The 13,070-nt window shown below is 69.3% G+C and carries 8 protein-coding genes; 2 read left to right on the top strand and 6 right to left on the bottom strand.

Features of this window, described 5'->3' with window-relative positions:
• Window positions 1-21: 21 nt before the first annotated feature.
• Entirely contained in the window at window positions 22-1,698 is a 1,677-nt protein-coding gene (locus TSH20_RS15290; RefSeq protein ID WP_109075545.1) for a tetratricopeptide repeat protein, read from the top strand.
• Window positions 1,699-1,719: 21 nt separating this feature from the next.
• On the opposite strand, the gene TSH20_RS15285 is transcribed toward TSH20_RS15290, so the two are convergent.
• The 4 genes from TSH20_RS15285 to TSH20_RS15270 form a co-directional block, all read right to left on the bottom strand.
• Complete coding sequence (locus TSH20_RS15285) at window positions 1,720-5,196, bottom strand: indolepyruvate ferredoxin oxidoreductase family protein (RefSeq protein ID WP_247871225.1); 3,477 nt, start codon at window positions 5,194-5,196, stop codon at window positions 1,720-1,722.
• 173 nt (window positions 5,197-5,369) lie between these two features.
• Window positions 5,370-7,007 carry a GMC family oxidoreductase N-terminal domain-containing protein gene (locus tag TSH20_RS15280; RefSeq protein WP_109075543.1) on the bottom strand — a complete coding sequence of 546 codons (1,638 nt, stop codon included), beginning with the start codon at window positions 7,005-7,007 and terminating at the stop codon, window positions 5,370-5,372.
• 122 nt (window positions 7,008-7,129) lie between these two features.
• Window positions 7,130-8,011 (bottom strand): DMT family transporter, encoded by an 882-nt coding sequence (locus tag TSH20_RS15275; protein WP_109075542.1) that lies wholly within the window; start codon window positions 8,009-8,011, stop codon window positions 7,130-7,132.
• A gap of 24 nt (window positions 8,012-8,035) precedes the next feature.
• Window positions 8,036-10,552, bottom strand: a complete 2,517-nt coding sequence (locus TSH20_RS15270) for a cation:proton antiporter (RefSeq protein ID WP_109075541.1) — start codon at window positions 10,550-10,552, stop codon at window positions 8,036-8,038.
• Window positions 10,553-10,792: 240 nt separating this feature from the next.
• Here TSH20_RS15270 and TSH20_RS15265 point away from each other — a divergent pair, with 240 nt between their 5' ends.
• The gene (locus tag TSH20_RS15265; RefSeq protein ID WP_109075540.1) at window positions 10,793-11,422 is read left to right on the top strand and encodes an OmpA family protein; all 630 of its coding nucleotides are present in this window, start codon (window positions 10,793-10,795) and stop codon (window positions 11,420-11,422) included.
• 8 nt (window positions 11,423-11,430) lie between these two features.
• Here TSH20_RS15265 and TSH20_RS15260 read toward each other — a convergent pair whose 3' ends face one another.
• The gene (locus TSH20_RS15260) at window positions 11,431-12,345 is read right to left on the bottom strand and encodes a LysR substrate-binding domain-containing protein (RefSeq protein WP_109075539.1); all 915 of its coding nucleotides are present in this window, start codon (window positions 12,343-12,345) and stop codon (window positions 11,431-11,433) included.
• Between the two features lie 101 nt (window positions 12,346-12,446).
• On the bottom strand, window positions 12,447-13,070 hold the full coding sequence (locus tag TSH20_RS15255) for a hypothetical protein (RefSeq protein WP_109075538.1): 624 nt from the start codon (window positions 13,068-13,070) through the stop codon (window positions 12,447-12,449).

The following is a 13,070-nucleotide window of genomic DNA, read 5'->3' as shown; positions in this document are numbered from 1 at the left end:
CACATCGGAAGTCCGCCCGCCATGACCACCGTATCCGAAGCGCTGCGCATGGCCGTCGGGCTGCACCAGGGCAATCGCCTGGCCGAGGCGGCGGACATCTACCGGAAGATCATCCAGACGGCCCCCGAGGTCGCTGATGCGTGGCACCTGCTGGGCGTGCTGCATCACCAGTCCGGCCAGTCCGCCGAAGCCGTGCGGCTGATCGGCGAGGCGATCCGGCGGGATACCCTCTGCGCCGCCTATCACGACAATCTCGGATCGGCGCTGCGGGCGGCGGGTCAGGCGGATCGGGCCGCCGCTCATCACCGGGTGGCGACCGCCATCGATCCGGGGTGGGTCAAACCCTTCGGCAATCTGGCCGGCGCCCTGACCGATCTGGACGACGGCGCCGGTGCCGCCGTCGCGCTGCGCCGGGCCTTGCGGCTGGCGCCCGAGTCCGACGCCTATCTGCTGCGGCTCGGCGATTGCCTCTATGCCCAGGAGCGGACGGACGAGGCGGAGGAGTGTTACCGGCGGTTGGACGCGCTCTATCCCGGCCGGGCCGACTGCCGGTACCGGCTGGGCCTGTGCCGGCTGGCGGCGAGCCGGCTGATGGCGGCGGTGCTCGCCACCGCCGGAAAGACCGTCGACCGGATCGCCCTGGGGGAGGCGGTCGCCGCCTTCGCCGATGCCGCGGCGGACGGCCATGCCGATGCCGTGAAGAACCTGTTCGGCACAGCGGTGGTGGCGATTCAGACCGGGGTGATGGACGACGCGATGCTGGACCGGATCACCGCCGCGGCGCGTCGGCGGCTGATGGCGGAGCCGCGGGACAGCGTCGCCCTGTCGGTGGTCTGCTATCGCCTGTATCGCCGGGGTCGGCTCGACCTCGCCAGCCGCTATTTCCGCAAACACGCCCGCCATTGGACGCCGCAGGACATCTCCGCCGATTTCGAGATGCTGCTGTGGTCGATGGTGCGCGGCGAGCCGGCCTTCTTCGACGGTCTGGCCGCCGAACCCCCTGCATGCTTTGGGCGCGCCGTCCGCCGCATGCCGGTCCCGCCTAACGCCGATGGCCGGCCGATCCTGCTGGTGGGCTGCGACGAGACCTATTGGCGCCGCTTCGGCGCCGGCTTCCTCGCCACCCGGCTGGAGAAGGCGCCGTCCTGCGCCCTGCATGTCCATGTCGTCAACCCGTCGGACGACACCGAGGCGGAGCTGATGCGGCTGGCCGCCGACGGCGACGCCCCGCTCTCCGTCTCCTTCGAGACCATCGACCTCGCCGCCCTGCCGGACCCGGTGCGGCTGACCTATTTCGCCTCCGCCCGTTTCGCGGTGACGCAGCAGCTTCTGCGGCAGGGCACCGGGCCGGTGATCCAGGTCGATGTCGATGCGCTGCTGCTCAGCGATCCGGGGCTTGCGATGGCCGATTGGCAGGCGTGGGACGTGGCGGTGATGCAGGACCGGCGGGGGCGCGGCCCGACCCGTGATTTCCTCGCCGGCTTCCTGGCCTTCAACCGTACGCCGGCGGCCCAGCGATACCTCGACTTCGTCGTCGCCTATATCGGCCGGCATTTCGACGAGGGCCGGGCTTTCTGGGGGCTGGATCAGGCGGCGCCCTACTGCACATACGACCATCTGGTCCGCAGCGGCGGGGCGCCGGCCCTGATCCGTTTCGACTTCGAAGCCTTCCCCTTCCTTCACTTCCTGGCGAAGTGAGGCCGCCTCACGCCGTCTCCCTCACGCCGCCTGAGCAGTCCGCTCCCGCAACCGCTGTTCCAGCGCCCGCCAGCGCGGCTCGACCGCCTCCAGCGCGCGGTGCTTGACCGGGCCGAAGCCGCGGATTTCCTGCGGCAAGGCCGCCAGCTCCACCGCGGTGGCAAGCCGGTCGGCCGACAGCCGCTCGGCGATCTCCGCCACCGTCGCCTCATAACGGGCGATCAGGGCGCGTTCCATCTTCCGCTCCGCCGTGTAGCCGAACGGGTCGAGCGCGGTGCCGCGCAGCTTCTTCATCGCCGACAGACCGCGGAACACCGGCAGGATCCAGGCACCCAGCGCCATCTTGCGCGGCTCGCCATAGCCGTTGGTGTCGCGCGACAGCAGAGGCGGGGCGAGGTGGAAGAGCGGCTTCCAGTCGCCTTCGAAGCGCTCCTCCAGGCTTTTGCGGAAGGCCGGGTCGCTGTGCAGGCGGGCGACCTCATACTCGTCCTTGTAGGCCATCAGCTTGAAGGCGCTGCGCGCCACCGCTTCGGCCAGGGCGGTGGAGCCGGGGGCAACGCGGGCCTCCGCCTGCCGCGCCCGCTCCACCAGCGCGCGGTAGCGGTCGGCATAGGCGCGGTCCTGATAGTCGGCGAGGAAGGCGGCGCGGCGCTCGACGATGGTAGCGAGATCTGTCGCGGGCGCTTCCTCCTCCGCCCCCAGCGTCGCCAGCAACTCCGGCCGGTGCGCGGCGAGGCGGCCGAAGGCGAAGGCGCGCAGGTTGGCGGCGACGCCGGTGCCGTTCAGTTCGATGGCGCGGGTCAGCGCCTCCAACCCGACCGGCAGCAGCCCCTTCTGGAAGGCGACGCCCATCAGGAACACGTTGGCGAGGATGCTGTCGCCGAACAGGGCGGTGACCACCCGGTTGGCGTCCACCACCTCCACCCGGTCGGGTCCGGCGGCGCGGCGCAGGCTCCGCAGCAGCCCGCCGGCATCGGGCAGTTTGGTGCCGTCGCGGGTGAAGGCGCCGGTCGGGGCGACATGGGCGTTCGCCACCACCCGCGTCCGGCCCAGCCGTACCGTCTTCAGCGCGTCGGGCGAGGCGGCGACCACCGTGTCGCAAGCCAGCACCAGCTGCGCCTGCTTCGGGTCGATCCGCGCCTGATTGAGCCGCGTCGCATCGCCGGCCACGCGGAGGTAGCTGTAGACTGCGCCGCCCTTCTGCGCGAAGCCCATGAAGTCGAGCACGGAGGACGCCTTGCCCTCCAGATGAGCGGCCATCGCCAGCACCGCGCCGACGGTGACGACGCCGGTGCCGCCGACGCCGACGATCAGGATTTCAGCCGGATCCTCCGCCGCACTGTAATGCGGCAGCGGCAATGCCGCCAGATCGTCGGCGAAGCGGGCGGCGACCTTGTCCGGATTCGGCCTGCGCAAGGATCCGCCCATCACCGAGACAAAGCTGGGGCAGAAGCCGTCGGCGCAGGAATAATCCTTGTTGCAGCTGGACTGGTCGATCTGCCGCTTCACGCCGAATTCGGTCTGCTTTGGCTGCACCGACAGGCAGTTCGACTTCTTCCCGCAATCGCCGCAGCCTTCGCAGACCAGATCGTTGATGACCATGCGGCGGGCCGGGTCGTCCATGGTGCCGCGCTTGCGCCGGCGGCGCTTCTCGGCGGCGCAGGTCTGCTCATAGACGATGGCGGTGACGCCGGGGATCTCGCGCATCTCGCGCTGGACGGCGTCGAGATCCTCACGGTGATGCACGGTGGTGAAGGGAGCCAAGCCTGACCGGCTGTCATACTTCTCCGGCGCGTCGCTGACCACGGCGATGCGGGTGATGCCCTCCGCCGCCAGCTGGCGGGTGATGGCGTCGACGGAGATCGGCCCGTCGACCGGCTGGCCGCCGGTCATGGCGACGGCATCGTTGAACAGGATCTTGTAGGTGATGTTGACCTTGGCGGCCACCGCCTGCCGGATCGCCAGCAGCCCGGAATGGAAATAGGTGCCCTCGCCCAGATTCTGGAAGATGTGCGGGCGCTTGCTGTAGCGCGACTGCCCGATCCAGCTGACGCCCTCGCCGCCCATCTGGCTGAGGCCCACCGTGTCGCGGTCCATCCACGACGCCATGAAATGGCAGCCGATGCCGGCCATCGCCTTGCTGCCCTCCGGCACCTTGGTGGAGCTGCTGTGCGGGCAGCCGGAGCAGAAATAGGGGGTGCGGGGCAGGGCGGGGGCGGCGGGGGCTTCGGCCGGCAGCAGGTCGGCCAGACGATTGGCGAAGTCACGCTCCGGGAAGCGGTGGCGGATGCGCTCCACCAGGGCCTTGGCGACGATCCAGGGGCGCAGTTCCCCGGTGGCGGGCAGGAGATGGGCGCCGAACTCGTCGGTCTTGCCGACCACGGCGCGCGGACGCTCGCCGGCCGGCAGGTGGAACAGCAGGTCCTTCAACTGGCCCTCGACGACGGGAGCCTTTTCCTCGACCACCAGGATCTCCTCGGCACCGCGGGCGGCGGTCAAGGCGAAGTCGGGTTCCAGCGGCCAGGACAGGCCGATCTTGTGGACCGACAACCCGATCTCCGCCGCCTCCACCGGGCCGATGCCCAGCAGGCGCAGAGCCTCCATCAGGTCGAGATGCGCCTTGCCGGTTGTAACGATGCGCAGCCAGCCGCCCCGGCCAAGAACGGTGCGGTCGATGCGGTTGACGCGCGCGAAGGCTTTCACCGCCGCGACCTTGGCGGCAAGACGTTCCTCGATGGCGAGGCTGGGCAGGTCGGGCCAGCGGTAATGCAAGCCCCCCGGCGGCGGATCGAACTCCACCGGCAGGAAGCCGCGGTCGAGCGACGGCAGCCGCACGGTGGCGGAGCTTTCCACCGATTCCGAGATCGCCTTGAACCCGACCCAGGCGCCGGAAAAGCGCGACAGCGCGTATCCGTACAGGCCGAAATCGAGGAACTCGCGCACGCCCGACGGGTTCAGCACCGGCATCGACCACGCGATCATCGCAAGGTCGCTCTGGTGCGGCATGCTGGAGGACACGCAGCCATGGTCGTCGCCGGCCACCGCCAGAACGCCACCGCGCGGCGAACTGCCATAGGCGTTGGCATGGTTCAGCACGTCGCCGGAGCGGTCCACCCCCGGCCCCTTGCCGTACCACAGGCCGAACACGCCATCGACGGTGCCCTCGCCGGAGGATTCGACCTGCTGGGTGCCCATCACGGCGGTGGCGCCCAGATCCTCGTTCACGCCGGGGACGAAGCTGATGGCATGGGCGTCGAGATGCCGGCTGGCCTGCCACAGCGCCTGATCCAGCCCGCCCAGCGGCGAGCCGCGATAGCCGCTGACGAAGCCGGCGGTGTTCAGCCCTGCCCGCCGGTCGCTTTCCGCCTGGAGCAGCAGAAGCCTGACCAGCGCCTGGGTGCCGGACAGATAGACTTGGCCCTCGGCCCGGCTGTAGCGGTCGTCCAGGCGATAGCTCCGGTCGATCTCCGCCCGTTCCGCCCGCAGGCCTTTCGGCATGCCGTCCATCTCTCGTCCCCTCGGATTTCTATCGTTGGGGACAAGTCTGCACCTTTCGCAGGCAAATGATTTTGCGGGTTGGCCGTGGATTGGGGGTGATCGGAAAATCCCATTGCGGATTGTTGGGCCGCCGAGCGAAATTTTTGCGCTGTCGGCGGCGCTTTTCGGACGGATTACCCTTTCAGGGTGGCGCGGCGGTCGGCCCGCATCAGGGCGGCGCCGCGTTCGGCGATCATCACCGTCGGCGTATTGGTGTTGCCGGAGGTCAGCGTCGGCATCACCGAGGCGTCGATCACCCGCAAGCCGCGCACGCCGCGCACCCGCATCTCCGCATCGGTGACGGCGGTGGCGTCGTCCTTGCCGCCCATCCGGCAGGTACCGACGGGGTGGAAGATGGTGGTGCCGATGTCGCCGGCGGCCTTGGCAAGCTCCTCTTCGGTCTGGAAGCTGGGGCCGGGCTTGTATTCCTGCGGGTGGTAGGGGGCCAGCGCCGGCTGCGCCACGATGCGGCGGGTCAGCGCCAGCGCCTTGGCCGCCTTCGCCTTGTCGGCCGGATCGGACAGGTAGCAGGGGGCGATGGCCGGATTCTCGCGATGGTCGGCGGTGGTGATGCGGGTCCAGCCGCGCGAGGCCGGGCGCAGGTCGCAGACGCTGGCGGTGAAGGCCGGGAAAGCGTGCAGCGGATCGCCGAACTTCTCCAGCGACAGCGGCTGCACATGGTATTCCAGATCGGCGGTCGCGACCTCAGCTGAGGATTTGGCGAAGACGCCGAGCTGGCTGGGCGCCATGGTCAGCGGTCCCTTGCGGAACAGCGCGTACTCCAGCCCCATCATCGCCTTGCCGAACAGGCTGCCGGCCCGCTTGTTCAGCGTGACGATGCCGTCGACCTTGTAGATCATGCGCAGTTGCAGATGGTCCTGCAGGTTGGCGCCGACGTCCGGAGCGTCCAGCACCACGGGTATTCCCAGCTTCCTCAGATGCTCCGCCGGGCCGATGCCGGAGCGCTGGAGGATCGCCGGGCTGCCGATGGCGCCTGCCGCCAGCACCGTCTCGATCTTCGAGGTTGCCCGTGCCGGCTCCCCCTTGACGGTGAAGCGGATGCCGGTGACGCGGCCGTCGGCGATCTCCACCTTGTCGATGGCCGCCTCGATGGCGAGCTTCAGGTTGGGCCGATCGAGAGCGGGGCGCAGGAAGGCCTTGGCCGCGCTCCAGCGGATGCCGCCCTTCTGGTTCACCTCGAAACTGCCGACGCCGAAATTGTCGCCGCGGTTGAAATCGTCGTTTCGCGGGATGCCTGCCTGCTGCGCCGCCTCGGCGAAGCGGTCGAGCAGGTCCCAGCGCAACCGCTGCCGCTCCACCCGCCATTCGCCGCCGGCACCGTGCATCTCGTCGGCGCCGCGCCAATAATCCTCGCTGCCCTTGAAGACCGGCAGCACCTCCTTCCAGCTCCAGCGCGAATCACCGGTGATGGCCGCCCATTCGTCGTAATCGCGCGCCTGCCCGCGCATGGCGATCATGCCGTTGATCGACGAACAGCCGCCCAGCACCTTGCCGCGGGCGTAATGGATGCTGCGGCCGTTCAGCCCCGGCTCGGCCTCCGTCTTGAAACACCAGTCGGTGCGCGGATTGCCGATGCAGAACAGATAGCCGGCGGGAATGTGAAGCCACACCCAGCTGTCCTTGCCGCCCGCCTCCAGCAGCAGGACCGAGACGTCCGGATCGGCCGACAGCCGGTTGGCCAGCACGCAGCCGGCCGTGCCGCCGCCCGCGATGATGTAGTCGAAGCTGCCGAAGTCCAACACGTCCGCCATCGCGTCCCTCCCCAGGGGATTATTGATTTGTCAGACATATTAGATTGCTGAGCGGGCGGACGATCCAGCGAAATCTTACCGCGGCCGGCGCCTTCGCCCGGCGGCTCACCCGGCCCCTTCGCCTACTTCCGGTTCACCAGCGCCACGCCGCAGACCGCCACCGCCATGCCGGCCAATGCCACGAGGCCCAGCTTCTCGCCGAACAGGAGCCAGGCGATCAGCGCGGTGACCGGCGGGGTCAGGTAGAACAGGCTGGCGACCTTTGCCGCAGCACCGCGGCGGATCAGGGCGAACAGCAGGAAGATGGCGCCGACCGACAGCACGAAGCACAGCCACAGCAGGGCGAAGACGAACTCCCCGGTCCATTGCACCTGCATCGTCTCGGTCAGCGGGGCGGCGACGGCCAGGGCGAGCGCGGTGGCGCCGTATTGGATGGCGGTGCCGCTGCGCAGATCCATGCCGCCGCCATGGCGCTTCTGGTACAGCGTGCCCAGCGTGATGCCGACCAGCGCCACCAGCGCATAGCCGAACGGGACCAGATGCGCGGCGTCGATGGACAGCTTCTCCCGCACCACCAGCCCGACGCCGGCAAGGCCCAGCAGCAGTCCGGCCCATTGGCGTCCGGTCACCCGTTCTCCCAGCAGCGGGCCGGACAATGCTGCGGTCAGCAGCGGCTGGATGCCGACGACCAGCGCGGTCACCCCTGCCGGCAGGCCCTGTGAGATGGCGATGAAGATGCCGCTGAGATAGACGCCGTGGACCAGCAGCCCGGCCAGCGCGATCCGCCCGGCGGTTGGCCAGTCCCTGGGCCAGGGCGCGCGGCTGACCAGCGCCACCAGCGCCAGCACCACGGCGACCAGCCCCAGCCGGATCAGCAGGAAGGTCAGCGGCTCCACGTAAGGCAGGCCGTATTTCGCGCCGATGAAGCCGGTACTCCACAGCAGCACGAAAAGGCCCGGCATCAGGCGCAGCCAGGGTTGGCCGCCCGTCGCGGTTCCGCTCATCCTTGAAATCCCTTCCCCGTCCGGTCAGCTTACCGCCGGAACGGCCGGAGACGACTGGGTCGGCTGGCGGCGCGCTTCGGCGACCGCCTGGATGTGGGACTGCAAATCCGCGTCCTTCTGCACCAGCCGGCGGAAATCCTTCTCATCCAACACCAGCAATTGGCAATAGCCCAGCGCCCGCACGTCTGCATTGCGCCGCTGGCGGGACAAGAGGGCCATCTCGCCGAAGAAGTCGCCGGTGCCCAGCTTCACCGGCTCCGCCAGCATCGGCACCAGCACCTCCACGGCACCCGACGCGATGAAGAACATGGCGTCGCCGCGCTCGCCCTTGCGCACGATGGTCTCGCCCGGCAGCGCCAGCTGGGCGCGCAGCAGGGTGGCGATGGTCGCCACCCGCTCCGACGGCAGGCCGGCGAACAGCGGCACCCGGCGCACCAACTCGGCCACGTCGAATCGCACATCCAGCTTCGGCAAGCGTTCCAGCACGCGGCGGCGCTGTTCCAGATCGCGTTCCAGATCGGTCAGCACCTCCTGGCTGATGATCGATTCGGCGTGCATGGCGCGGTATTCGGCATGCTCCAGCCGCAGCGCGGCGCGGCCGACGTAGCGGCTCTGCAGCACCACCGCATAGTCGGGATATTGCAGTTTCAGCGCCGACAGCGCCTGTTCGACGATGCCGAGCCGGCCGACCAGCATGCCCTCCAGCTCGAACGCCACCTCCTGGCCGAGCACGCGGGCCAGCCGGTCGCGGGTGAAGGCCAGCAGCTCGCGCAGCACGGTGCGCACCGCCACCAGCACCTCGAACCGCATCGACAGGCGCCGGGCCAGCGGCCGGTGGATGCCGAAGCGGCGCTGCAGCCAGCTCGCCGCCCGCATCCAGGGGGAGAAGGCGATGAAGGGCTCCTCGAAGGCGCGATAGCCGTTGCGCCCCTGGCTCTTGACCGCGTCGAGCAGCCGGCCGCTGCGGCCGGCCAGCATCTCCATCACCGCGCGCGACACCACCCCTTCGGAGAAGTGGGCGTAATAGAGTTCCTCCTCGCGGTTCACCAGGATGACGAGGCCGATGGTGACGCGGTCCTCGCCGGTCAGCTGAGCCTCCTCCTGGCGGTCCTGGTCGATCTGCTTCCGCCGCTCCTCATAGCGGGCGACCATCACGTCCTTGACGACTCCGTCGACCTCATAGGTCTCGGCCACCGCGGCGACGCGGTCGCGGATGCTGTCGGTGGACAGCGCCAGCGCGCGGTTGCGCATGGCGCGCTCGACCGGCGTCAGCTCGTCCAGCTTCAGCAGGCGGATCAGCCAGCGCAGCGTCGTACCGTTGACGAACAGGGTGACGAAGACGAAGCCGGTGACCATCACCGCAACGAAGCTCTGCACCCGGTCGGGCACCCGGAAATTCTCGGTCACCGCCAGGGCCAGCGTCAGCGACACCGCCCCGCGCATGCCGCCCCACAGCATCACCGCCTTGTAGGAATTGCTGACCTTCTGCGCCAGCCCGGCCCAGGACAGGATCGGCAGCAGCCCGAACAGCACCACCGCGCGGGCGGCGAAGGCGGCCAGCACGACGACCAGCACCAGCCCGACCTCCGCCCAGCCGGCGTCGGCCATCAGCCGCGGCACCAGGATGGCGGTCAGCAGGAAGATCAGGGAGTTGGCCCAGAAGCCCAGCTGCTGCCAGACATGCTCCATGGCGCCCCAGGTGGCGGGGGAGATGCGGGTGCGCCCGACCGATCCGATGACCAGCGCCGACGCTACCACCGCCACCACGCCGGACGCGCCGACATAATGTTCGGCCAGCACATAGGACAGATAGGCCAGCGCCACCGTCAGCGTGATCTCCGCCATCGGCTGGTTGCGCACCGGCTCCACCAGCATGCAGACGATGCGGCCGCAGATGTAGCCGGTGACGACGCCGCCGGAGAAATCGCGCAGGAAGTCCAGCGCCGCCGCCCCGGCCCCGCCGGTGGCCTTGCGCGTCAGCATGTCGAGCAGCAGCGTGAACAGGGCGATGGCCGCTGCGTCGTTCAGCAGGCTTTCGCCTTCCACCAGCGTGGTCAGCCGGCGCGGCGCGCCCAGGTCGCGGAAGATGCCGATCACCGCCGCCGGGTCGGTGGAGGCGACGATGGAGCCCAGCAGCAGGCAGGCGACCAGCGGCATCGGGGTGAACAGATTGACCGCATAGCCGACGGCGAAGGTGCAGACGAACACCGCCACCACCGCCATCAGCAGGATCGGTCCCAGATCGTCGAACAGCCGGCGCACATCGACCGCCAGAGCGGTTTCGAACAGCAGGATCGGCAGGAAGATGTGCAGCAGCACGTCGGAGGAAACGTCCAGCTCCGCCAGAGACGCGAGGAAGTCGTGGAACGGTCCCTTGCCCGGCATGCCGGCGAAGGTCTGGATCACTGCACCCAGCGCCACGCCGACGCCGGCCAGCAGCACCGTGTAGGGCACCTGGAAGCGGGCGGCCAGCGGCGGCAGGAAACTGACGAGGGCGAGAAGCCCGGCAACGCCCAGGACTTGAATGACGATATCGTGCATGTTTCCACGGAACGGCTGCGGCGTGGGCTGCACGGTATCGCCGCACTCTTGCCGGGGCAAGACCGGGAACCGTCCGGTCCTGCGGCAAAAATGGTCCGCAGCGATGCGCGCGGCTCCACCCCGCCGCCGGGCTGAATCGGGGCGCCGGGTCACAACCCCGCGGGCCGGCGCTGGCGGCGGGACACGCATTTGGCTAGGATGGCCGAAGCTTGGTCGTGATATGGAAGCGGGGGTGCGGGAATGGATGCGGTCGGGATGTTGCGGCCGGCGCTGGCCGGCCTGGGTCTGCTGCTGTCGGTGAGCGGTTCGGCACTGGCTACCGATCCGGCTGCCGCACCGACCACGTCGGAGGATTTCATCCGCGCGCTGAAGCCGGACCGGCCGCAGGGCGACGAGAAGCCGCGGACCCGCGGTCTGGCGCTGGGAACCGGCGACACCACTGCGGCGCCGACTACCGCTCCTGCTCCCGCCCCGGCACCGGCAACTGCACCGAGCTACGGCAGCCCCGCTCCCCAGCCGAAGGCGGCGCCGCGGATCAGCTTCCAGGTGGAGTTCGCCTTCAATTCGGCGGAGCTGACGCCGAAGGCGACCGGCATCCTGAACGAGCTGGGCCGCGCCCTGACCTCGCCGGATCTCGCCGCCTACCGCTTTCAGTTGACCGGCCACACCGACGGCGTCGGCAACCCAGACTACAACCTCGCCCTGTCGAAGCGGCGCGCCGCCTCGGTTCGCGATTACCTGACCCGGACCTTCGGCGTGTCGTCGGGCCGGCTGGTCGCCGTCGGCCGCGGTTCCCAGCAGCTTCTCGACCCGGCGAACCCGGCCAGCGACGCCAACCGGCGGGTGGAGATCGTCAACCTAGGCTCCTGACTGGCAGCTCACCGCCACCCGCCGTCCTGCGTCAGGCCGGCCAGGATGCCGCCGAGGATGCCGTGCGTCGCGCGGGCGGCGGCCGACATCGGCCGGCCGGCGGCATGGGCCAGCAGGATGGTCCGGTCGATCTGCGGATCGACGATGGGCAGGCCGGTCAGCCGCTCCGCCGCCGCGCCATGCCGCGCCACCCGGTCCGACAGGACGGTATAGCCGCAGCCTTCCGCCACCAGCGCCTTGATCTGCTCCAGGGCGTCGATCTCCAGCGCGACGGTGACGCCGGCCCGCGCCAGCAGGGCGGCGTGCTCCACCTCCTCGCGCACGCCGTGCGGGCGGCCGGGCAGGATCAACGGCAGGGACAGCGCCTCGGCGAAGGGAATCGCGCCGCGGCCGCGCAGCAGCGGGTCGTCGGCCGGCCCGACCAGATGCAGCCGTTCCCGCGCCACCAGCTCGGTTTCCAGCCCGCCCATCTCCTTGGTGCCGAACACCAGCGCAAGGTCGAGCTGCCCCGACAGCACCCATTCCAGCATATGGCCGGACAGTCCCTCCACCACCCTCAGCCGGATCTGCGGATGGGTGCGGCGCACCGCCAGCGCCAGCGGCACCGTCAGCACCGGCCCGAGCGAGGTCGGGATGCCGACGGTCGCCGGCCCGGCCGGCACCGCTTCCACCGCGCGCACCTCGTCGCGCAGCCCGTCCATCTGATCGATCAGCGCCGCCGCCCGCTGAGCCAGCCGCCGCCCGCTTTCCGTCGGCACCACGCCGCGCGCCGTGCGCAGCACCAACTGGCAGCCGAAATCCTCTTCCATCCGCTTCAAATGCAGGCTGAGCGCCGGCTGCGCCACCCGTAACGTCTCCGCCGCGCGGGAAATCGAGCCATGCTCGACGATGCCCAGGAAATAGCGAAGCTGCCGAACGTCCATCCCACCGGACCCCTTGTTGTCCATATCGTGACGCTATGAAAGGGGCGGTGGGGATCGCGTGTCAATATGGCGCCTTGCCCTCTGGCGTCTAACCTTGTGGCTCAGGAAGCGACGGCGGCGAGCATCCTGAGCGTCTTCAGCCCCTTTGGCTTCTCCGGGGCAACGATGTCCTTGTGGATGCAGCCGATCACGGACTTGATGACATCCGTCTTGTTGAGCGCCGTGACCTCGACGACGGCCTCCAGATCACGCGACATGGTCGGGGTGATCTTCATCGACAGACGCCGCCTTGCCGAACCATTCACGGCCTTCGGCGCGTCTTCGAAAAAGGCCTTGGTCTCGATGAGGCTGTCGGCCAACTGCCGTGACAGGCTCCGGTCGGCGGCGTACCGGTTGATGTAGTACATCAGCAGCGGCTTGCGGAATTCGGTCGTCAGGCCCGGGTCGATGCGATACGCCGCAAGATCGAGAGCGTCGGTGTAGACCGACGGCAGGTTGGCTTCGATGGAGATCGTGGCCCTGTCGTAGGCGGCCTTGATGGCCGGCGTCGATTGCGGCGGAGTGGCGACGACCGCACCGCACTTGTCGCATACGGCGACCAGGATGTTCTGCGCCACGCCTTTGCCGTCTTTGAACGGGACGTCGCGCAGGGCGAAGGTGGTCGTCGTCAGTCCGTCCGTCTCGCACACGGCCTTGCTCTTGTCGCCTTCACGGTAGATCTTCAC

Origin of the sequence: Azospirillum sp. TSH20 (genome assembly GCF_003115935.1) — a bacterium.
In the GTDB taxonomy this organism is placed as follows: Bacteria; Pseudomonadota; Alphaproteobacteria; order Azospirillales; family Azospirillaceae; genus Azospirillum.
Note: the sequence above shows the minus strand (reverse complement) of the source record. Positions and strands in the feature narration are given on the sequence as shown.